The sequence below is a fragment of the uncultured Oscillibacter sp. genome (genome assembly GCF_910584465.1).
Lineage (GTDB): Bacteria > Bacillota > Clostridia > Oscillospirales > Oscillospiraceae > Oscillibacter.
Window position 1 is genome coordinate 34763 of record NZ_CAJUBK010000007.1, and the last position, 22403, is coordinate 57165.

The window sequence follows — 22403 nt, forward strand, 5'->3', positions numbered from 1 at the left end:
CGGCCCGCCGGGGGCGCGGATTGACTTTCCCGGGAGATGCTGGTACAATACTCGAAAAAACGGAAGCGGGCGCTTCCTGTCTGCGGAGTGTGGAAAACGATGAACGAAGACCTGACCCATGGGCCGGTGATGCGCTCCATGCTGCTCTTCGCGGTCCCCATGATCCTGGGGGACCTGCTGCAGCAGTGTTATAACGTGGCGGACACCCTGATCGTCGGGCAGGCCCTGGGCAAGGACGCCCTGGCCGCTGTGGGATCCTCCTTCTCCCTGATGACCTTCCTGACCTCGATCCTGCTGGGCCTGTGCATGGGCAGCGGCGCCTTGTTCTCCATCCGCTTCGGCCAGCGGGACGAGGCCGGCCTCCGGGAGAGCATCCGGGCCTCCTTCGCGCTGATCGCGGCAGCGGCGCTCCTGCTGAACGTCCTCGCCTTCGCCTGCCTCGATCCCATCCAGATCTTCCTCCGGGTGCCCGATCCCGTGTGGGGCGGGATGCGGGACTACCTGGCCGTCATCTTCTGCGGCATCCCCGCCACCTTCCTCTACAACTACTTCGCCTCCTTCCTCCGGGCGGTGGGCAACTCCGTCGTGCCGCTGCTGTTCCTGGCCGTCTCGGCGGTGCTGAACATATTGCTGGACCTCTGGTTCGTGCTGGGCCTGAGGCGGGGCGTGGCCGGAGCGGCGGAGGCCACGGTGATTGCCCAATACGCCTCCGGCGTCGGGATCGCCGTCTACGCCTTGGCCCGGCGCCCGCAGCTCCGGGCCATCTTCCGCCGGGGGCCCGTCCGCTGGGCCCGGGTCCGGGAGGTCGCCGGGGCCTCCATCCTCACCTGCGTGCAGCAGTCCGTCATGAACCTGGGCATCCTGATGGTGCAGGGGTTGGTCAACAGCTTCGGCCCCACGGTCATGGCGGCGTTCGCGGCGGCGGTGAAGATCGACGCCTTCGCCTATATGCCGGTGCAAGACTTCGGCAACGCCTTCTCCACCTTCATCGCCCAGAACTACGGCGCCAAACAGGACGCGCGCATCCGCGCCGGGCTGAAGGGCGCGGTGCTGGCGTCCATGGGTTTCTGCGTCCTGGTCTCCGGGCTGGTCTGGGCCTTCGCCCGCCCGCTGATGGCGCTGTTCGTGGAGGCCGGAGAGACGGGGATCGTCGCGGAGGGCGTCCGCTATCTGCGGATCGAGGGCGCTTTCTACTGCGGGATCGGCTGCCTCTTCCTGCTCTATGGCCTGTACCGGGCCCTGGGGCGGCCCGGGATGAGCGTCGTCCTCACCGTCGTCTCCCTGGGCACCCGCGTGGCGCTGGCCTACGCCCTCTCGGCGGTCCCGGCCTTCGGCGTGTGCGGCATCTGGTGGTCGGTGCCCATCGGCTGGTTTTTGGCGGACGCGGCTGGCTGCGCGTACTATATCGCCCGCAGGGAGCGCCTGCTCTCCTGGGAGGGATGAGCGGGGCCCCTCCGCAAGATCTCGCCGCGGCTATTGACTTGGAGCGCGCTCCATCTGATAAGATGGTGCCGTCCCCGGCGGGACCGGGCCGCAGGGCCGCCGCCGGACCGAGAACGGCCCTCCACAGGGCACATCAGGAAGGAGCGCACATACGATGGAACGTATCCAAAAGAACTTCGGCTTCGGCTGCATGCGCCTGCCGATGAAGGGGGGCCAGGTGGACACCGCGGAGATGGACCGCATGGTGGACGCCTTCCTGGCCGGCGGCTTCAACTACTTCGACACCGCCCACGGCTATCTGGACGGCAAGAGCGAGACCGCCCTCCGGCAGTGCCTCACCAGCCGCTATCCCCGGGACCGCTACATCCTCACGGACAAGCTGACCAACACCTATTTCGACCGGGAGTCCGACATCCACCCCTTCTTCGAAGCACAGCTGCGCTGGTGCGGGGTGGACTATTTCGACTTCTACCTGATGCACGCCCAGAGCGCGGAGAACTTCGCCAAGTTCAAGCGCTGCCGGGCCTATGAGACCGCCCTGGCGCTGAAGGCCGAAGGCAAGATCCGCCATTTCGGCATCTCCTTCCACGACACCGCCGGCGTCCTGGACCAGATCTTGACGGAGTACCCCCAGGTGGAGGTGGTCCAGCTCCAGCTGAACTACATGGACTGGGAGGACCCGGCGGTGCAGAGCCGCAAGTGCTGGGAGGTCTGCCGGGCGCACGGCAAGCCGGTCCTCGTCATGGAGCCCTGCCGGGGCGGCAGCCTGTCGGACCTGCCGGAGGATGCCAGGGCCGTCCTGGAGGAGCTGGGCGGCGGCTCCCCCTCCAGCTACGCCCTCCGCTTCGCCGCCGGGCACGAGGGGATCGTGATGGTCCTCTCCGGCATGAGCAGCCTGGCCCAGATGGAGGACAACATCCGTTCCATGGAGGGCTCCCGTCCCCTGGACGGGAGGGAGCTGGCCGCCGTGGAGCGCGTGCGCGAGATCTTGCGGTCCAAGGGCACGATCCCCTGCACCGCCTGCCGCTACTGCACCGCCGGCTGTCCGATGAAGATCTCGATCCCCGACCTTTTCGCCTGCCTCAACACCAAGAAGCTCTTCCAGAGCTGGAACACCGACTACTACTACAACAACGTCCACACGGTCCGCAACGGCAAAGCCTCCGCCTGCATCAAATGCGGCGAGTGCGAGGCCGTCTGCCCCCAGCACCTGCCCATCCGGGACCTGTTGGTCCAGGTGGCGGAGACCTTCGAGTCGAAGTGAGGGACGGAGACATCGGCGGGCGGAGGGCCGGCCTCCCCTCCCCGCCGGACGGGCCCCGCGTCCATCGATGGAGAGAGGGCCAGCCTCCCAGGCTGGCCCTCTCTGCTTTGCCGGCGGTCATCCCGCCGCGTAGCCGTCATGTCCGAAGGTATAGCGTCTGCCGTCTATGGTGACGGCGGCGTCCCGGAGGAAGCTCCCGTCCCTGTCCCGGTAGCGCCAGCCGGCGTCGTCCTGGACCCAGCCTTCGGGGCTGACGCCCTGGTACAAGCTGGCTTTCAGGCCGATGGCCCCCTTCGTCGCGTCGTCCTGGAAGTGCCACCACTCCGAGGACAGGCCGTTCATCCCCACGCCGGTCATGTACCCCGCCAGGAGCCGGGCGTTGTCGTTGCTGCGGTCCGCCGCCGCGTACCAGCTCAGATCGTGGATCGGGCTCTGCATCGCCAGCTCCTCCCCGCTGCCGATCTCCTCCAGCGTCAGGTCCAGGGCGATGCCCCGGTTGTGGGCGGAGATCGTCCGGGCCAGGAAGCTGCCCAGGCTGAAACGGCCGTCGTCCGTCATCAGCTTGAGCAGCGTGGTCCGTCTGCCGTCCGCCGTCACCACGGCGTCGCCCTTCTGCGCGTCCGTGACATCATAGAGGGACCGGGTCGCCCGCTGGGGGCGGAACGCCTCGTAGATCTTCAGGCGGTAGCCGTCGGCCTCCGCCTGCCGGGCCGCGGCGAGCAGCTTCTTGGCGCAGGGGTACAGGTAGGGGACCAGGAACTCCCCGTCCGCCGTCCGGACATCCTCGAAGCCTTCGATCACCTGGCCGGTGATCTGCCCGATGGGGACGTCATGGGCCGCGAACAACGACCGATAGCTGTTGGTGATGTCATAATCGCAGTGGTCCCCTACGTACTCCGGCAGGTCGATCATGCAGAAGCGGCTGTCCAGCCAGCCGTACTCCTCCTCGTACCGCACCCGGAACCAGTCCCCCTCCTCCGCCAGCACGCACAGGGCGGTCCCGCCGGGGACGGAGGCCAGCCGCCCCCCCTTCCCGGGGTCCTCGTAGAGCGTCAGGTCCTGGATGGGCCAGACGGTGCTGTAGAGCGGGGAGACGGAGGCGGTGAAGGACACCTCCGCCGCGTCGATATCCACGCCCAGGGCATTATCGGGCCTGGCGGCCACGCGGAAGCGGTGGCTGGACCCGGAGCGCAGGCGGCCCGTATCGTAGCGCATATGCTCCTCCGGCGCCATCCTGGCGATGGTCTCCCAGCCGTCCCCCCGCCACTCCTGGACTTCGAAGCCGTGGCACCGGGTCCCGTCCCACTCCAGGACGTACATCCGGGGATCCGTCTCCCGATAGGACAGCGACAGCGGGACGACGGGCAGATCCCTGCCGCCCGAGACCGTGAGGGAGGCGGCGGGGCCGCAGAGGACGAACCCCCTCCGCCGCCATCCGGAGCGGACGGCGAAGCGCCGGGCATCCTCCTGCGGCGGCGGGGACCAGCTCTCCTCCTCGGTGGAGGCCACGTGGTCGCCGCCGGCCGCCCCCGGCGCGATCGAATCGTGGAGCCGGAAGATCTCATAGACGTCCCCCCCGCCGGTCCAGGCGAGGGCCCCCGCCTCTGCGGCGCCCAGGACCTCCGGGGCGGTCAGCCCCTCGGGCAGGACGACGTCCGCCTTCAGCGTCTTCCGGCTGAGGGCCTGCCGGGGCCTGCCGAAGAGGTCCTGTCCATCGGCGACGGCGCGGATGCGGACATGCAGCTCCTCCCCCGCCGGGATGCCGGACAGCCGGGCGGCGTTCTCCCTGTGATACCGCTCCTCGCGGACCTCGCCCCAGCGGACCTCCACCTGATACATGGCCGGATCTGCCGCCGCGGGCCAGTACAGCTCCACCGTCCCCCCGCCGTCGGCGCAGACGAGGAGGCTCCCCTCCCCGAACCTGGGGCCCCCGGAGCTGAGCAGCAGGGCCCCCGCCGCCAGCAAGGCCAGCAGCAAGGCCCCTCCCAAGGCCCAGGCCCGCAGCAGCCGCTGGGTCTGGACCCGGGTCCGCCGGCCGGGCCTCCGCCTGGGATATCTCCTATGACCATATCGTCCCGTGATACACACCTCGATCCATGTCGGCGGCAGAGCCGCCGCGGGCCGGTCCCTCCCTGATGCCGGGGCCGCTCATCCTCTGATGAGGGGGCAAAAACTCACATGTCCCATTTTACATCCGAAATCTGAAAAGTCAAGAAGGATGGCGTCCCCGCTCCGGCGGGGACGGACGGGGCCCCCACATGGTCTAGGCCGGTGGACGGGCCCGTCCGGCCTTCCAGGAGGGACAGCGGGCCGGAGGCGCCGTCCCTCTTCCTAAGGTACTTTTGAAAAGGCCCTATCCCTATCCGTGAGCGGCGGAGCGCGCCGGAGGAGCCGTGAGCGCCCTCCCGGCGGGGCGGCAGGACGTCACGAGCGGGGCCCCTCCGGGTCCCGCTCGTCCTCGATCCCGTATGTAGCTCAAAGCTCCTGGAAGAACGCCTCCACCTGGGTCAGGGCCGCGCCGATGGCGGAAGCCTCCTCCGGACGGCGGCAGGGCCGCAGGTAGGACGCGTCCGGCTCGAAGGGGTTCCGCTCCGCCAGCAGCGCCCGCAGCAGATCCCCGAACTCCTCCAGGTACACGCCTACCGCGCCGCCCACGATCACGTCGCAGTCGAAGCAGGCCCGCAGGTCGTTCACCGCCACCGCCAGATGCCCCAGGTATCCCTGCCAGACCTCCCCCTTCTCCGGGTCGCCGGAGCGCAGGCCCTCGAAAAACGCGGGGAGGCTCCCTCCGGCGTGGTCGGACAGGACCCTGGCGGAGCAGTAGGCGTCCAGGCACCCCGTTTTCCCGCACCAGCACCGGCGGCCCTCCGGCACCAGCGTCATGTGGCCGAAGGCCCCCGCCCGGAGGTGGTCGCCCCGGTACAGCCTCCCGTCCCGCAGGATGGCCCCGCCCACCGTGTCGCCCAGGGACAGGTACACCACGTCCCCCCCGGCGGCCCCGGGCCCGTAGACCTCCGCCAGTCCCGCGGCGCCGGCGTCGTTCACGATCCGGCAGGGCCAGGGGATCTGCTGGGTGAAGAGGCTGAGGGACATGTTCTTCAGGTCCAGGGCATGGGAATCCCGCAGGACCCCCCGCTCCTCGTCCACGACGCCCGGGAGGGAGATGCCCACCCCCAAAAGCCGGTCCTCCGCCCCGTTGGCCTCCACGAAGCGCCGGAGCAGGCCGCCCAGGTATTTGAAATAGATGTCCTCCATGGAGAAGCGCAGGGCCCCCTTGGCCTGGCGCAGGAGCTCCCCGCTCAGGTCCGTCAGCACCACGCTGACATGGTCCCTCGTCAGGTCCATCCCCACCGCCAGCCGCGCGTCCCGCACAGGCGCGTAGGCTTTGGCCTTCCGGCCGCCGGTGGAGGCGTACATCCCGTCCTCCCGGACCAGGCCCAGCGCCGTCAGCTCCTTCACGTTCTGCAAGATCGTGGGCCAGCTCAGGGCCAGGCGCTGGGTCAGCTCCATCTGGGACACCCGGCCGCTGTCCAGGATGCAGCGCAGCGTATCGATCCGGTTGCGGCGCTTCACCGCCATGTTGTTCGCAGGTGACGTCGTCATCGTTCCTCATCCTCGGTCGTGTTTTATAAAGACTTTATAGATAGCATAGCCCATCCCGCCTCAAATAGCAAGCCCTTTCTAAAGAAAAACGCCGCTCTCCAGGCCCCCCTCCCCAAAAGCGCCGCTCTTCGAACGATCTCAAAAAATACCGGGGGCCGTCCGGCAGGGGCAGGGACCGCGCAGCGCCGCTGCTGGCCCTGCCCCGCGGTCCCGGTCCCCGCGCCCTCCTCCTCATCCTTGAGGGACAGTCCCGGTTGACAGCGGGGGCGGCGCATATTATACTTTATATAACACCTTATCTTTCCATCAGGACATCGAAGAGCGGCGCCAGACCGCGCCGCGGAACAGGAGGAACAGCGATGCTGCATGAGATCGGTTTCCAGTCCTTCAACCAACGGGACCAGGTCCAGGGGTGGATCTACGTCCCCGCCGCCAAGCCCGCGGGCATCGTCCAGCTGGTCCACGGCTTCGGAGAGCACTCCCGCCGGTACCTCCACATGATCGTCAAGTTCCTGGACGCCGGGTTCATCGTGGCGGCGGACGACCATGTGGGCCACGGCAGGACCGCCGTCGTCAACGACAGCTGGGGCGACTGGGGGGACAAGGGCCCCCACACCATGATGGAGGACGAGCACGCCCTCACCCGCCTGGTCAAGGAGCGGTACCCCGGCCTCCCTTACTTCCTTTACGGGCACAGCATGGGCTCGTTCATCGCGCGGGACTACATCGCCTCCTACGGACGGGAGCTCGCCGCCGTCACCCTCTGCGGCACCAGCGGCGTCTTCCCCGGCCTGGAGGCGGCCATGGCGATGCTCCAGGCCGCCGTGGACGCCGGGCAGGGCGGCGCCTCCGACCCCAACGCCGCCGGGGCCCTGCTGGGCTGGATGTGCGAGCGCTGCACCGAGGGCGTGAAGTTCGGCAACGAGTGGATCTGCTCCGACCCCTATGTCCAGGCGGACCACGCCATGGATCCCCTCGACGCCTTCTCCCGGCCCACCAACAACCGCTCCTTCCTCTACTTCTGCCAGATGATCGACCTCATCACCGGGCCCGTCTGGGCGGAGAAGGTGCCCAAGGAGCTGCCCATCTACAACATCGCCGGCGGCGAGGACCCCGTGGGCCAGTACGGCAGGGGCGTGGAGCAGGTCTCCGCCTGGCTGGAGGGCTCCGGCCACAAGGTCACCACCAAGATCTATGACGGATACCGCCACGAGATCCACAACTACGCGGACCTCAAGGACGAAGTGGAAGCGGGCATCATCGCCTTCTTCAAAGGGGCCGTCGGCGCGTGAGGGCCGCAGGAGGGGACGAGTTGAACGAGAAAAGATATGTGATCGCCATGGACCAGGGCACCACCAGCTCCCGCTGCATCCTCTTCGACCGGCAGGGCAGCGTCCGCAGCGTGGTGCAGCGGGAGCTCCCCCAGATCTACCCCCGCCCCGGCTGGGTGGAGCACGACCCAAGGGACATCTGGTCCACCCAGATGGGCGCCGCCATGGAGGCCATGCAGCGGGCCGGCGCCCGCCCCGGCGAGATCGCCGCCATCGGCATCGCCAACCAGCGGGAGACCACCGTGGTCTGGGACGCCGCCACCGGGGAGCCCGTCTGCAGTGCCATCGTCTGGCAGTGCCGCCGGACGGCGGAGCGGATCGAGCAGCTTCGCCGGGACGGGATGGAAGAGGCCGTACGGCAAAAGACCGGGCTGATCCCCGACGCCTATTTCTCCGCCAGCAAGCTGGAGTGGATCTTGGACCACGTCCCCGGCGCCCAGGAGCGGGCGGAGCGGGGCGGGCTCCGCTTCGGCACCGTGGACTCCTGGCTCATCTGGAACCTGACGGGGGGCCGGGTCCACGCCACGGACTATACCAACGCCTCCCGGACCATGCTCTTCGACATCCATGCGCTCCGGTGGGACCGGGAGCTCATGGACTACTTCCATATCCCCGCCTCCCTGCTGCCCCAGGTGCTGCCCAGCAGCGGCGTCTTCGGCACGACGGACTGCTTCGGCGGATCCATCCCCATCGCCGCCGCCGCGGGGGACCAGCAGGCCGCCCTCTTCGGCCAGTGCGGCTTCGAGCCGGGAGACGTGAAGAGCACCTACGGCACCGGCGGCTTCCTCCTGATGAACACCGGCACGGAGGCGGTCCGGTCCCGGCGGGGCCTGATCGCCACCATCGCCGCCGGCGCGGACGGTCCGGTCCGCTATGCCCTGGAGGGCAGCGTCTTCGTCGCCGGGGCCGCCATCCAGTGGCTGAGGGACGAGCTGGGGATGCTGGAGAGCGCCGCCCGGACGGACGAGATCTGCCGGCGGCTGGAGGACGCCGGAGGCGTCTACATCGTCCCGGCCTTCGTGGGGCTGGGGGCCCCCTACTGGGAGCCCTACGCCCGGGGCACCGTGGTGGGGCTGACCCGGGGCACCGGCCGGGCGCACCTCATCCGGGCGGTGACCGAGTCCCTGGCCTATCAGACCAACGACCTCCTCACCGCCATGAAGGAGGAGTCCGGCCTGCCCCTCACCGCCCTCAAGGTGGACGGCGGGGCCAGCGCCAACGACTTCCTCATGCAGTTCCAGGCAGACCTGTCGGACATCCGCATCCAGCGGCCCCGGTGCATCGAGACCACCGCCCTGGGGGCCGCCTACCTGGCGGGCCTGGCCACGGGCTTTTGGATGGGCCTGGCAGACGTGGAGGACAGCTGGGCCTGCGAGCGGACCTTCGCCCCCGCCATCTCCCGGGAGCGGCGGCAGGCGCTCCAAAAGGGCTGGGCCCGGGCGGTGCGCTGCGCCGTCGCCTGGGCCAACGATCCGGGGTGAACGACCGGACGGCAGGGTCCCCGGAGGGACGATCCCTCCGGGGGCCCTGCCGATCCATATCCCCGGCGGTCACTCGACGCCTGCCGGGGCCCTCTCCGTCTCTCCTTTGCCAGATCCCGCCTCCGGGGCCTCTCCGGGCTCCTCGCCCGGGGCCGTCCCCGCCTCCTCCGGCGGGAGGGCGGCCGTCCCTCCTCCGGGGAGGGCCTCCGCCCCGGCCGGAACGGCCGGCGGCTCCGCCGGAGCGGGATCCGGGACCTTCCAGCGCCAGCTGGTCTTGGCGAACACCGGCTCGCACACGCAGAGGATGGCGGGCATCAGGAAGATGCTGACCAGCGCCGAGACCAGGGCCCCCCGGGCCAGCATCACGCAGATGGCCCCGATGAGGTCGATGGAGGAGACGAAGGACACGCCCAGCGTGGCGCAGAAGAGCACCAGGGCGCTGGTGACGATGGACGCGTCGGAGGAGACGGCGGCGATGCGGATGGCCTCCTCCCGGTCCAGGCCCTTCTTCAGCTCCTCCTGGAAGCGGGAGGTCATCAGGATGGCGTAGTCCACCGTGGCCCCCAGCTGGACGCAGCTGATGATGGTGGGGGCGATGAAGGGGATCTCCGTGCCCAGGAAGTAGCAGCAGCCCTGGTTGATGAAGATCGCCAGCTCGATGGTGGCCACCAGCACCAGCGGGACGGAGACGGAGCGGAAGACGAAGGCGATGATGAGGAAGATCGCCGCGATGGAGATGTAGTTCGTCACCTGGAAGTCCACCGCCGAGGTATCGATCAGATCCCGGTACATGGCCCCCTCGCCGGTGATCATGGCGCCGGGGTCGTAGCTGTGCAGGATCTCGTTCATGGCGTCCAGCTGGGCGGAGACCTCATCGGTGGCCGGGGCGTAGCTGGAGTTGATCATCATCAGCTGCCACCCGTCCTGCCGGAGCATATCCTTGATGTCCTTCGGGATGAAGAAGTCCGGGATGCCGGTGCCCAGCATCTTGTGGAAGGACACCACGGAGGTGATGCCGGGGACCTCCTCCATCCGGCGCTCCAGCTCGCCCATGTCGGCGGCGCTGAGGTCGTCCCGGAGGACCACGAAATGGCTGGTCGCCATATCGAAGTCGTCTTTCAGCTTCTCGTTGCTGACGATGGAGGGCAGGTCCCGGGGCAGGGACTCATCCAGCTTGTAGTAGATGTCGGCGTGCCGCTGGGCGTAGACCGCCGGGAAGAACAGCAGCAGCGTCAGGACCACCAGCGGGACCCTGCGGCGGATGATGGCAGCGTCCACCTTGCCGAAGGAGGGGATCAGGGTCTTGTGCTTGTGCCGGTCGATCTGCTTGTCGAAGAGCAGCACCAGGGACGGCAGGACCAAGATCACCGTCGCCACGCCCAGGACCACGCCCTTGGCCATGACGATGCCGATGTCCCGCCCCAGGGTCAGACGCATGAAGCACAGGGCCAAGAAGCCCGCGATCGTGGTCAGGCTGGAGCCCGACAGGGACCGGAAGGCCGCCACGATGGCCTGGGCCATGGCGTCCCGCTTATCGTCGAAGCGGGCCCGCTCCTCTTCATAGCGGTGGTAGAGGAAGATGGAGTAGTCCATGGTCACGCCCAGCTGCAAGACAGCGGCGATGGCTTTCGTGATGTAGGAGATCTGTCCCAGGAAGACGTTGCTGCCGAAGTTGTAGACCACCGCCATGCCGATGCTGGCGAGATACACGAAGGGCAGCACCGTGGACTCCAGGGTCACGCTCATGGCCAGCAGCGCCAGCAGCACCGCCAGTCCCACGAAGATGGGCAGCTCCCCGTCCATCACGTCCCGGGTGTCCTTGATGACCACGGAGAAGCCCGCCAGGAAGCAGTTCTGGTTGCAGGCGTCCCGCACCTGCTGGATGGACTCCATGGTCTCGTCCGACGCGCCGGGGTGGTCGTACTGGATGAGCATCATGGTGGCCTGGCCGGAGAAGAACATATCGCGGAACTCCGCCGGGATCATCTCCACCGGGACCTGGATGCCCACCAGGTTGCTGATCCACACGGCGCTGGACACGCCGGGGACGTCCTTGATGTCCTGGATCAGCTTGTTGGTATAGCCCGCGGGCATCCCCTCCACGATGAGCATGCTGGTGGCCGCCATCTGGAAGGGATCCTCCAGGAGCTGCTCGCCCTGGGAGGACGGCAGGTCCTGGGGCAGGTAGGAGAGGATGTCATAGTTGATGCGGGTGGCGGCGTAGCCGATGATGGAGGGGATCAGCATCAGCACGGCGGTCACGGCCACCAGCTTGGGCTTCCGGGTCAGCTTATGGGCGATCTTTTCGATCATAGCGCCTGCCCTCCCCTCAGCCGAAGATGCCGGTGACGGCGTCCCAGAAGTCCTTGAACATCCGGGCGATCCGGCCCCAGAAGGTGGTCTCCTCCTTGGCGGCGGCCGCCGCCGCGGCTTCCTCTTCGTCCTCGGCCTCGATCTCCTGGGTGCGGATGAGCACCTGGATGCTGGTGGGAGCGGGGTTCCGCTCATCCGTCAGGGAGACCGGCTCCGCTGTCGCGTCCATCATCAGGATGTTGTTCACGTCCCCGGTGTACTCGTGCCAGGTGTCCTCGATGATGTCCGTGATGGTCTTTTTGGCGTCCTTCACATCCTTGGTCGCCGCCAGGGCCTTGGCGGTCTGCCGCAGGGCGGCGGCCAGGCCCGTCAGGGACTGCTTCGTCCCCGCGTCCAAGTCCCCGCCGGTGGAGCGGGCCAGCTCTTCCGCATCGGCGAGCAGGGCCTCCGTATCCCGGATGGTGGTGACGGCGGAGGCGCTCAGTGCCCCGGCGTTGGCCAGGGCCTCCTGGAGCGTGGGCTCATACCCGTCCAGCACGCCCCGCAGGGCGTCCACGTCCGCCAGGATGTCCCGCAGGGTCCCGGAAGCGCCCCGCAGCGCGGCCATGAGGTCTTCCGCCTCGTCCAGGTCGTCGATCAGGATGTCCAGTTCCCCGCAAAGGTCCGCCAGGTCGCCCACCACTTCGGAGGTGGGGCGCTTGATCTCGTTGAGCGTGGCGTTGAGCTCGCTCTGGATCTGATCGATCCGGGCGCTGGCGCTGTCCAGGCCGCCGGTGATGAGGTCCACTACCGCGCCGCCCACGGTGCCGCCGGGATCTTCTGTGTCGCCGGGATCGCCCGTGTCGCCGGTGTCGCCAGAATCGCCAGTATCACCGGAGTCGCCGGGATCGCCAGAGTCACCAGTGTCACCAGAGTCACCGGTGTCACCGGTGTCACCGGAGTCGCCGGAGTCACCGGTATCACCAGAGTCACCGGAATCGCCAGTATCACCGGAGTCACCGGAGTCGCCGGAGTCGCCAGAGTCACCAGAGTCACCGGAATCGCCAGTGTCGCCGGAATCGCCGGTGTCGCCGGAATCGCCGGAGTCGCCAGAGTCACCAGAATCGCCGGAGTCACCAGGGTCACCGGAGTCGCCAGAGTCACCGGTGTCGCCAGAGTCGCCGGAGTCACCGGAGTCGCCAGAGTCACCGGTGTCGCCAGAATCACCAGAGTCACCGGTGTCGCCAGAGTCACCGGAGTCGCCAGAGTCGCCAGAGTCACCGGAGTCGCCAGAGTCGCCGGAGTCGCCGGAGTCACCGGAGTCGCCGGTGTCGCCAGGTGCGTTGAGGACCAGCCGGGCCGACATCTGCCCCTTCCCGAGGGATGCCTTGGCCGCTCCCTCCTCAGACGGCTGACGGTCCTCCGGAGCGCCCTCTCCCGGCACCGCAGGCGTCTGCTCCGTCTCCTCCTCCGCCGGGGCGCCCGGCGCGGGCGTCTCCCCGCCCGCAGCCGCGCCCTCGGTCCGGTCCCCCCGGGCCTCCGCCGCCGAGCGGTTCCTGCCGGAGGCGGATCCGCCGGCGTTATAGATCAGCCAGAGGTCGCTCATCTGCTTGGCCTGGGTCTCCGAGACGCCGGGGAGCTGCTCGCAGAAGTCCCGGAAGGTCATCCCGCCCTGGGCGGCGGAATGGAGCTTCTGCATGTCTTCCGCCTGCTTCAGGGCCGACTGCTGCTCCCCGGTCAGCTGGTCCGGCTGGATCAGGCCGCCCTTCACCGCCGCCGCCAGGTCGCTGATGTCCTTCACCGCTGCCTGGGCCTGGTCGCTGCCCATCCCCTGGGCCTCCAGCATCTTGCGCATGAAGGTCTCCTCGTCTTTGGCGCGATAGGCCCCTCCGACGTTCTTCACCTTATCCACCAGCGCCTTGCTGCTGGGGAAGCTGCCGCCGGTGCTGATGTGCGTGCCGCCCAGGGCCCGCTCCAGCCGGAGGAGGCTGCTCTCCATATCCGCCGCCAGCTCGACGACGTTTCTCAGGTCGTTGGTCCCCCGTTCCAGCCCCTGGAGGGCATCCTCCATCTCCGCCAGCTGGTCCTGGAGCACCAGCGTGGCGTCGGTCATCTCGTTGAGCACGGCCTTGGACCCCGTCACCGTCGTCCGGAGCGTCTCGACCCGCTGTCCCACCGGCTCCAGCAGGGCCGCAAGATCGCTCAGGTCGCCCCGGAGGCGGTCCGTCCCGTCATAGAGCACGCCCTTGCCGCCGGAGAAGGTCCGCCGGGCCGCCTCCAGCTGGTCCAGGCCCTTGGCCGAGGCGTAGAGGCCGCTCTGGATGTCGCTCAGCGCGTCCAGCAAGCCGTCCAGGCTGCCGGAGAGGGCCCGGTAGTCCTCCTCCAGATCGTCCTTGCGCTCGCTGATCTTGGCGATCTCCTCCAGCTGGGCCAGGGTGGCGGGGACCATCAGCACGGTCAGGCCCCCGAAGGAGAAATCGTTGCTGCCCACCCGGATGGTGAAGTGCCGCTCCTCCCCCGGCAGGCAGAGGAAGAGGACGGTCCGCAGGTTGCCCACCAGCTGGACCTGGGCCCCCTCGGCCTCCAGGGAGAGGATGTCGTCCTGGTTGAACAGGGCCGTGGCCGCCAGGGTGTAGTTGTACCGGGCATAGTCGCTGGCCGCCTCATTGGGCACGATGTCCAGCAGGATCTCCACCACGCCCCGCTCCCCCGCCAGGTCCTCCGCCCTGGCGGGGACGCCGTTGAGGGTATAGCGGACGGCGATGCTCCAGGGCAGGTCCTCGAAGGGCTGTTTCGTCTTGCCCTCGAAGTAGAAGTGGTCCGGCGCGGCGCCGCCGAAGCGGAAAGAGGTCCTCCCCTCCCCCGTCGCGGGGACGGTGCCGTCGGTGAGGTTCACCACCTCGTCGTAGACGCCGTAGTCCGTCAGGCTGTCCTTGCCGTTGAGGGCATAGCTCTTCACCATGCTCCCCTCCAGCAGATTGCCGTAATAGTCCAGCGTGGCGTAGTACGCCTCATCGTACGTAGGGGCCACGCCGTCCCGGATGGCCTCCGCCGCCGAAGCGGGCAGGGCCAGCGTCACGGTCAGTACCGCCGCCAGGGCCAGGGCGGCGGCGCGTTCCCTCATGGTCTGCCTGGTCATAGGATCTCCTCCAAATAATAGACGTTCGTTGATTAAAAGATTTTTGTTGACTTATTGACTTGAGTCGATTATAGTAAAAACAGGAGATCCGGTCAATAGACAAAAACCGACGAGTGTCTAACTCGTCCAGAGGAGGGCCCATATGCTGAAGAACCCCGAGGACCGGCGGGCCCGCCGGTCCCGCAGATTGTTGAAGGAGAGCCTCCTGGAGCTGATGAAGCGGAAGACCTTCGCCGAGATCTCCGTCCGGGACGTGACGGACGCCGCGGACATGAACCGGGGCACCTTCTACCTCCATTACTCCGGCACCACGGAGCTCCTGCAGAGCGTGGAGACGGACCTTTTGGAGGAGCTCCAGGCGCTGGTGGACGCCCACATGCAGGAGACCGTGGCCGTGGGCAGCGTGGCCCCGGTGTTCGAGCCGGTGCTGGACTTCCTGGTGGAACACCGGGAGACCTGCGCCGTCCTCTTCGCCAGCAGCGAGGCCAGCGGCTTCTTCCAGTCCCTCCAGCAGCTGGTCCACCAGAACGGCGCCCCGCTGGTGAGGACCTGGTTCCGCCCCGCCGATCCCCGGCTGACGGACTATCTGCTCAACTTCCTGGCCTGGGGCTTCATCGGCCTGCTGACGGAGTGGTTCGAGAAGGACATGGCCCTGCCCAAGGCGGAGCTGCTCTCCGCCGCCCAGCGCATGGCGGACGGCGCCGCCGCCGGCCTGTTCGAGAGGAGGGCCGCCCTATGACGTCCCCTGCCAGAGAGACCATCAAGCGCTCCTTCCTCCGCCTGCTGGAGGAGCGCCCCCTCCGGGAGATCACCGTGAAGGACATCGTCCGGGACTGCGGCGTCAACCGGAACACCTTCTATTATCATTTCAAGGACATCCCCTCCCTGCTGGAGGAGATCGTCACGGACTGCGCGGACCGCATCATCGCCGCCCAGGGCCCGGCGGCGTCCCTGGCGGACTGCCTGGACACCGCCGTCCGCTTCGCCCAGGAGCACCGCCAGGCCGTGCTCCACCTCAACCAGTCCGCCCACCGCCGCCTGTTCGAGCTGGGCCTGATGGACGTGTGCCGCCGGGTGGTGGTGGAGTTCGCCGCGGCGGCCATCGGCAACGTCCCCATCCGGCCGGAGGACCGGGAGGTCATCCTCCGCTTCTACCAGTGCGAATGCTTCGGCCAGGTCATGGAGTGGCTGAACAGCGGGATGCGCTATGACATCGGCGGGCAGTTCCGCCGTCTCTGCCAGCTGGGCGAGGGCATGACGGAGCGGATGCTGAACCGGGCCATGGAGGCAGATACATAAATAAACGAGGAGAGAGGACCAGCTGTCCTCTCTCCTCGTTTATTGACCCTACTTCTTTCCTTTTTTATCAGGCAGAAACACCATCACGGCCCCAACGATGCCAACCGCCGCAAACACGTGCTGCCAGCTGATACTTAAGTCGAAAAAGTATCTCCACCCATCCCCCAGAGCGCCGAGCATCAGCGCGATGCTGAGCAGAATGAGGGCGATTCCCCGTAGTTGATTTTTCATTGATTCCTCCCGACGTTCTCGTTCTTAAAATAAGGTAATCTGGCTGGTCTCCGCCATGCCCGCGAAGGCCCCCAGGGCCTTGAGCTGCTCGATGTGGGTCTTGGACAATTTGCTGCAGCAGTCCCCGAATTCCTCGATGGAGATGAACTCCTTCCCCTTCCGTTTCTCCACCGTGTCCAGCGCTGCCGCCTCGCCCAGGCCGTGGACCGAGGTGAAGGGCGGCAGCAGCCCCCCGTCCGTGATCAGGAACTTCGTGGCGTCGGAGCGGTAGATGTCGATGGTCTCGAAGTGGAAGCCCCGGAGGTAGAACTCGTAGCAGACCTCCAGCGTGGTCAGCAGGTTCTGCTCCACGGCGGTGGCGTCCTTGTTGTTCTCGATCTCCCGGATCTTCCGCTTCACCACGTCCTTCCCGGCGCAGCAGTGCTCCGCGTCGAAGGCCTTCGCCCGGACGGAGAAGAACGTGGCGTAGAACGCCAGGGGCTCGTGGACCTTGTACCAGGCGATGCGGAAGGCCATCATGACATAGGCCACGGCGTGGGCCTTGGGGAACAGGTAGCCGATCTTCGCCAGGGAGCCGATGTACCACTCCGGCACGCCGTGGTCCCGCATGGCCTCCGCCCAGCCGGGCTCGAAGCCGCCCTTCTTCACCTTCCCCTTCCGGACGGACTCCATGATCTTGAAGCTCATCTTCGGGTCCAGGCCCTTGGAGATCAGGTAGAGCATGATGTCGTCCCGGCAGCCCACCGTTTCCAAAACGGTGGCCGTCTTGCTGACGATCAGCTCCCGGGCGTTGCCCAGCCACACGTCGGTGCCGTGGGAGAAGCCGGAGAGCCGGACCAGGGTGTTGAAGTCCTTGGGCTGGGTGTCGATGAGCATCTGCCGGGTGAAGCGGGTGTTGAACTCCGGGATCGCCACCGCCCCGGTGGGGCCCAGGATCTCGTCGTCCTCATAGCCCAGCACCCTGCTGGAGGTGAAGATGGACATGGTGTCCGGATCGTCCAGGGGGATCTTCTGGGGATCCACGCCGGTGAGGTCCTGCATCATGCGGACCATCGTCGGGTCATCGTGTCCCAGCATGTCCAGCTTGAGGAGGTTGGCCTCCATGGAGTGGTATTCGAAATGGGTGGTGATGGTGTCCGACCCGTCGGCGTCCGCCGGGTGCTGCACGGGGCAGAAATCCTCCATGCTCTTGTCCGCCGGGACCACCACCAGCCCCCCCGGGTGCTGCCCGGTGGTCCGCCGGACGCCCACGCAGCCCAGGGTCAGTCGGTTCTCCTCCGCCCGGCCGGCGGCTATCTGGTTCTCCTCCAGGTACTTCTTCACGAAGCCGTAGGCCGTCTTCTCCGCCAGGGTGCCGATGGTGCCCGCCCGGAAGACCTGGGTCTCGCCGAACATCTCGATGGCGTGGCGGTGGGCGCGGGCCTGATACTCCCCGGAGAAGTTCAGGTCGATGTCCGGCACCTTGCCGCCGCCGAAGCCCAGGAAGGTCTCGAAGGGGATGTCGAAGCCGTCTTTTTCATACTTCGCCCCGCAGACCGGGCAGAGCTTGTCCGGCATGTCCGCGCCGCAGCCGTAAGAGCCGTCCTGGATGAACTCGCTGTTCCGGCACTCCGGGCAGCGGTAGTGGGGCGGCAGGGAGTTGACCTCCGTGATACCGGACATATAGGCCACCAGGGACGAGCCCACAGATCCCCGGGAGCCCACCAGATAGCCGTTCTCCAGGGACCGCTGGACCAGCTTCTGGGCGGACATGTAGACCACGTCGTACTTGCCCAGGATGCCGCCCAGCTCGATCTTCAGGCGGTCCACGATGAGCTGGGGCGGGTCCTCGCCGTAGAGGCGGCGGACCTTCTCCCAGACCAGGCGGTCCAGGTCCTCCTCGGAGTTCTCCAGCTTGGGGGGGAAGAGCTCCTTGGGCAGCAGCTCGAAGGTCTCGATCTGGTCCGCCACCAGCCGGGTGTTGGCGACCACCACCTCGAACGCCTTCTCCTCCCCCAGGTAGGCGAACTCCTCCAGCATCTCGTCCGTGGTCTTGAAATAGATGGGCAGGGGCTCGTTGGCGTCGGGGAATTTCTTCGACGCCAGCAGGATGCGCCGGAAGACCTCGTCCTCCGGCTCCCGGAAGTGGACGTCGCCGGTGGCGCAGACGGGCTTGGCCAGCGCCTCCCCCAGGCGGACGATGGTCCGGTTGAACTCCCGCAGGTCCTCCTCGCTCCTGGCGTCGCCGTTTCGGAGCATGAAGCGGTTGTTGCACAGGGGCTGGATCTCCAGGTAGTCGTAGAAGGAGGCGATGCGCTTGAGCTCCTCCCAGTCCTTGTGGTCCTTGACGGCCTGGAACAGCTCCCCCGCCTCGCAGGCCGCGCCGACGATGATGCCCTCCCGGTGCTGGCGCAGGAGGCTCTTGGGGATGATGGGCACCCGCTTGAAATACCGCAGGTTGGAGGCCGAGATCATCTGATAGAGGTGCTTCAGCCCCACCTTGTTCCGCGCCAGGAGGATGATGTGCTTGGGGAAGCGGTTGGACTTGCTCCCCAGGGGCCGCAGCTCCTCCATCTCGCCGTTCACCGCCTGGAGGGTGTGGATCCCCCTCTCATGGAGCATCTTCCAGAACGGGATCAGCATATGGCCCACCGTGGCCGCGTCGTCGCTGGCCCGGTGGTGATCGAAGGCGGGCAGGCCCAGATGCTCCGCCACGATATCCAGCTTGTACTTCCCCAGCCCCGGCAGCAGGTTCTGGGCCAGGATGAGGGAGTCGATGTAGGTGGGACGGAAGTCCAGCCCCGCCTCGGCGCAGCCCTTGCGGATGAAGCCGATGTCGAACTCTGCGTTGTGGGCCGCCAGGGGCCGCCCCCCCACGAACTTCAAAAAGGCGGCCAGGGCCTCGGCGGGCTTCGGCGCGCCCCTGAGCATCTCGTCCGTGATGCCGGTGAGGCCCACGATCTCCGGCGTCAGCCGCCGGCCGGGGTCCACGAAGGTCTGGAAGCGCTCGGCGATCCCCCCGTCCCTCAGCACCACGGCGCCGATCTCCGTGATGGCCTCCCGGTCCACCCGGAGCCCGGTGGTCTCGATGTCGAAGCAGACGATCTCGCCGTCCAGCGGGCCGTCCCCATCCCCGTGGACGGCGATGCGGTCGTCCACATCGTTGATGAAATAGCCCTCCACACCGTAGAGGACCTTGATCTTGTCCCCGGCGGCGTGCCAGGCGTCCGGGAAGGACTGGGCCACGCCGTGGTCCGTGATGGCGATGGCGGGGTGGCCCCAGCGGATGGCCTCCTGGATGACCTCCTTGGTGTCGGTGAGGGCGTCCATGTTGCTCATCTTCGTGTGCAGGTGCAGCTCCACCCGCTTCACCGGGGAGGTGTCCTGCCGCTCCTGGTGGTCGGCCGCGTTGATGTTCTGGGGATCGAGCTGGATGTCCTTGCCGTCCCAGGTGGGCTCCATCTTCCCCTGGACCGTCAGCCACATGCCGGGCTTCACGGCGCTCTCCAGGGCCTGGGCCTCCCGGGCGGCGAGGTTCTTCTGGACGGTGACGGAGCCGGTCCCGTCGGTCATGTCGAAGCTGAGCCGCCACAGGCCGGGCCGCCGGGTCTCCCGGCACTCGAAGGAGAAGACCTTGCCGGACACGACGGCCGTGCCCATCTTCACGTTCAGCGCCGACATGGGGCCGGGCTTGGCCTTGACGGGGCCCCCCATCAAGATCTTGCCCGGCTTCTTCTTCTGCCCGGCCTTCGGCCTCCCGCCGCTCTTGGGGGCCGCGGCGGGCGCGGGCCCCGGTGATGCCCCGCCGGTGACGTTCAGCTCCGCCTCCCGGAAGCCGTAGACGGCTTTCAGCGCCTCCTGCAGGCCCCGGATCCCCGCCTGGTCCAAGGGGGCCGCGGCCGTCATATCCAGGCGGATCGACCGCGCCCCCTGGTCGATGCAGGCATGGGTCACCTCCGCCCCCGCCAGCCGGAGCCGCAGCTCCGCCGCCGCCGAGAGCTCGGCGAACAGTTCAAAAAATGGGATGTTCCTCGACATGCTACCCTCTCGTCTCCAAATCCGTCAGCTCCCGCTCCTGTCATGGAGGACCAGGAAAATCAGCACAGCCGCCAGCGTGGTCAGTCCCAGCCGGTCCGCGGCATAGGCCGCCGGCAGGGCCGGCGCCAGCACCAAGGCCAAAGCGCCCTCCTGCCTCTCCGTCACGACACGTCCTCCTGTACACAGGCGGTTCACAGCTTCTCGATCTCCTCCATCAGCGCGTCCACCAGCCGCTCCTGGGGGACCTTATAGAGGATCTCCCCCTTGCGGAACAGCAATCCCTCGCCCTTGCCCCCGGCGATGCCGATGTCGGCGGCGGCGGCCTCGCCCGGCCCGTTCACCGCGCAGCCCATCACCGCCACGGTGATGTTTTTCTCACAGCCCGCCAGCCGCCGCTCCACCTCCTCGGCGATGGGGATGAGGTCGATGCGGGTCCGGCCGCAGGTGGGACAGGCGATGAGGTCGACCCCTTCCTTCCGAAGGCCCGCCGCCTTCAAGATCTTCTTGGCGGCGTACACCTCCTCCACCGGGTCGGCGGTCAGCGTCACCCGGATGGTGTCCCCGATGCCCAGGCACAGCAGGCCCCCGATGCCCATGGCGGACTTCACCATGCCCATGGAGGGCGTCCCCGCCTCGGTGACGCCCAGGTGGAGGGGATAGTCTGTCCGCTCGCTCAGGAGGCGGTAGGCCGCCATGGTCAGCGGCACGTCGGAGCACTTGACGGAGATGCAGATGTCGTCGAAATCGGACTCGTTCAGCAGCTGCGCCTGCCCCAGGGCGCTCTCCACCAGGGCCTCGGCGGTGACGCCGCCGTACTTCGCCCGGAGCTCCTTCTCCAGGGAGCCGCCGTTGACGCCCACCCGGATGGGGATGCCCCGCCGGCGGCAGGCGTCCGCCACGGCCCGGACGTTCTCCTCCCCGCCGATGTTGCCGGGGTTGATGCGGATGGCGTCGGCCCCCCGCTCCGCGCACGCCAGGGCCAGCTTATAGTTGAAGTGGATGTCGGCGACCAGCGGGATGGAGATCCGCTCCTTGATCTTGTCCACCGCCTCCGCCGCCGCCTGATCCGGGACGGCCACCCGGACGATCTCGCACCCGGCGGCCTCCAGCGCCTCGATCTGGGCCGCGGTCGCGGCCACGTCGTCGGTCTTCGTGCTGCACATGGACTGGATGGACACCGGCGCACCTCCGCCCACCGGGACCCCGCCCACCATCAAACGTCTCGTCATCGTATCCTCCTCACAGGAACAAGTCCCGCACGTCCTTCAAGGTCACCAGCAGCATCACGCCCAGCAGCATCACGAAACAGGCCGCGTTCACCGCCGCCTGGTACCTCTGGGGCACCTTGCGCTTGAACAGCAGCATGGCCGCGCCGTCCACAGCCAGGAAGAAGATGCGCCCCCCGTCCAGGGCCGGGATGGGCAGCAGGTTCATCACCGCCAGGTTGACGGCGATCAGCGCCCCGAAGAAGGCGATGTTCTCGAAGGCCGCCGCCGCCGTCTCCGAGGCGTTCCCCACCGCGGTCATGCTGGAGACGATGCCCACCGGGCCGCTGACCTCGTCGAGGCCCACGCCCCCCCGGATCAGCTGGGTCAGGCTGAACCACACCTGCTGGACGAAGTCCAGGGTCTGGTATCCGATGAACCTCACCGTGGTGGGGAAGCTGGCGGGGACCCGCGCCGCGCCCACCATCAGGCCGAAGCGCCCCGGCTGGCCGTCATAGGTCCCCCGGTAGAGGGGGAAGTCCTCCAGGACCACCTTCCTGCCGTCCCGGATGACCTCCAGGTCCACGCCCTCCCCGTCGTTGAAGCGCAGGAACAGCGCCGCGTCCCCCCGGAGGTAGGTCCGCCAGCCGTCGACCTTGTAGAAGACGTCCCCCTCCATCAAGCCGTCCTCCCCCTCCAGGGGGAAGCCCTCGGAGAAGCCGGCCACCTGGTCCACATAGAACCCGCTGGCCGTGGCGAAGATGCAGGCGATGATGACCACGCCGGCCAGCAGGTCCATGAAGGACCCGGCGGCCAGGATGACCAGCTTCTTCCAAACGCACTGATGCGCGAAGGAGCGCTCGTCCCCGGTGTCCTCCTCGTCCTCCCCCAGGGCGCAGAAGCCGCCGATGGGCAGGAGGCGGAGGGAATAGCGGGTCTCCCCCGTCTCCCGGTGCCACAGTAAGGGGCCCATGCCGATGGAGAACTCGTCGACCCGCACGCCGCACAGCCGCGCCGCCAGGAAGTGGCCCAGCTCATGGATGGCGATCAGGAAGCCGAAGATGGCGATGCCTGCCAGGACATAGATGAAACTCATGG

At 67.7% G+C, this 22403-nt stretch carries 15 protein-coding genes; 6 read left to right on the top strand and 9 right to left on the bottom strand.

The window, feature by feature from the left end; all coding sequences use genetic code 11:
* Positions 1-99: 99 nt before the first annotated feature.
* Both QZ332_RS03475 and QZ332_RS03480 read left to right on the top strand, forming a co-directional pair.
* Positions 100-1443 (top strand): MATE family efflux transporter, encoded by a 1344-nt coding sequence (locus QZ332_RS03475; protein WP_295762359.1) that lies wholly within the window; start codon positions 100-102, stop codon positions 1441-1443.
* Between the two features lie 154 nt (positions 1444-1597).
* Positions 1598-2707, top strand: a complete 1110-nt coding sequence (locus QZ332_RS03480) for an aldo/keto reductase (RefSeq protein WP_295762361.1) — start codon at positions 1598-1600, stop codon at positions 2705-2707.
* Between the two features lie 117 nt (positions 2708-2824).
* Here QZ332_RS03480 and QZ332_RS03485 read toward each other — a convergent pair whose 3' ends face one another.
* Together QZ332_RS03485 and QZ332_RS03490 are read right to left on the bottom strand one after the other, a co-directional pair.
* Positions 2825-4684, bottom strand: a complete 1860-nt coding sequence (locus QZ332_RS03485; RefSeq protein ID WP_295762364.1) for a M15 family metallopeptidase — start codon at positions 4682-4684, stop codon at positions 2825-2827.
* Positions 4685-5182: 498 nt separating this feature from the next.
* A complete protein-coding gene (locus QZ332_RS03490; RefSeq protein WP_295762367.1) occupies positions 5183-6310 on the bottom strand; it encodes an ROK family transcriptional regulator in 1128 nt (375 codons plus the stop codon).
* A 359-nt stretch (positions 6311-6669) separates the two neighbouring features.
* Between QZ332_RS03490 and QZ332_RS03495 the strand changes: the two genes are divergently transcribed.
* Positions 6670-7602 (top strand): alpha/beta fold hydrolase, encoded by a 933-nt coding sequence (locus QZ332_RS03495; protein ID WP_295762369.1) that lies wholly within the window; start codon positions 6670-6672, stop codon positions 7600-7602.
* A 20-nt stretch (positions 7603-7622) separates the two neighbouring features.
* The gene (gene glpK / locus QZ332_RS03500) at positions 7623-9122 is read left to right on the top strand and encodes a glycerol kinase GlpK (RefSeq protein ID WP_295762372.1); all 1500 of its coding nucleotides are present in this window, start codon (positions 7623-7625) and stop codon (positions 9120-9122) included.
* A gap of 69 nt (positions 9123-9191) precedes the next feature.
* Here glpK and QZ332_RS03505 read toward each other — a convergent pair whose 3' ends face one another.
* Positions 9192-11435 carry an RND family transporter gene (locus tag QZ332_RS03505; RefSeq protein WP_295762375.1) on the bottom strand — a complete coding sequence of 748 codons (2244 nt, stop codon included), beginning with the start codon at positions 11433-11435 and terminating at the stop codon, positions 9192-9194.
* A gap of 16 nt (positions 11436-11451) precedes the next feature.
* Complete coding sequence (locus QZ332_RS03510) at positions 11452-14553, bottom strand: hypothetical protein (RefSeq protein ID WP_295762378.1); 3102 nt, start codon at positions 14551-14553, stop codon at positions 11452-11454.
* Between the two features lie 142 nt (positions 14554-14695).
* On the opposite strand from QZ332_RS03510, the gene QZ332_RS03515 reads away from it, so the two are divergent.
* Both QZ332_RS03515 and QZ332_RS03520 read left to right on the top strand, forming a co-directional pair.
* Entirely contained in the window at positions 14696-15292 is a 597-nt protein-coding gene (locus QZ332_RS03515) for a TetR/AcrR family transcriptional regulator (protein WP_295762381.1), read from the top strand.
* Positions 15289-15852 (top strand): TetR/AcrR family transcriptional regulator, encoded by a 564-nt coding sequence (locus QZ332_RS03520; RefSeq protein ID WP_295762384.1) that lies wholly within the window; start codon positions 15289-15291, stop codon positions 15850-15852. Before QZ332_RS03515 ends, QZ332_RS03520 begins: the two co-directional genes overlap by 4 nt.
* A gap of 48 nt (positions 15853-15900) precedes the next feature.
* On the opposite strand, the gene QZ332_RS03525 is transcribed toward QZ332_RS03520, so the two are convergent.
* Genes QZ332_RS03525 through QZ332_RS03545 form a run of 5 tightly spaced genes read right to left on the bottom strand, consistent with a single transcriptional unit; the run spans position 15901 to position 22401 of the window.
* The gene (locus tag QZ332_RS03525; RefSeq protein WP_295762386.1) at positions 15901-16083 is read right to left on the bottom strand and encodes a hypothetical protein; all 183 of its coding nucleotides are present in this window, start codon (positions 16081-16083) and stop codon (positions 15901-15903) included.
* A 24-nt stretch (positions 16084-16107) separates the two neighbouring features.
* Positions 16108-20100, bottom strand: a complete 3993-nt coding sequence (locus QZ332_RS03530) for a PolC-type DNA polymerase III (protein WP_295762389.1) — start codon at positions 20098-20100, stop codon at positions 16108-16110.
* A gap of 24 nt (positions 20101-20124) precedes the next feature.
* Positions 20125-20265: a hypothetical protein gene (locus QZ332_RS03535; protein WP_295762392.1), complete on the bottom strand. Its 141-nt coding sequence runs from the start codon at positions 20263-20265 to the stop codon at positions 20125-20127.
* A gap of 26 nt (positions 20266-20291) precedes the next feature.
* On the bottom strand, positions 20292-21329 hold the full coding sequence (ispG, locus tag QZ332_RS03540; RefSeq protein WP_295762394.1) for a flavodoxin-dependent (E)-4-hydroxy-3-methylbut-2-enyl-diphosphate synthase: 1038 nt from the start codon (positions 21327-21329) through the stop codon (positions 20292-20294).
* A 10-nt stretch (positions 21330-21339) separates the two neighbouring features.
* Complete coding sequence (locus QZ332_RS03545; protein ID WP_295762397.1) at positions 21340-22401, bottom strand: RIP metalloprotease; 1062 nt, start codon at positions 22399-22401, stop codon at positions 21340-21342.
* Positions 22402-22403: the final 2 nt, after the last annotated feature.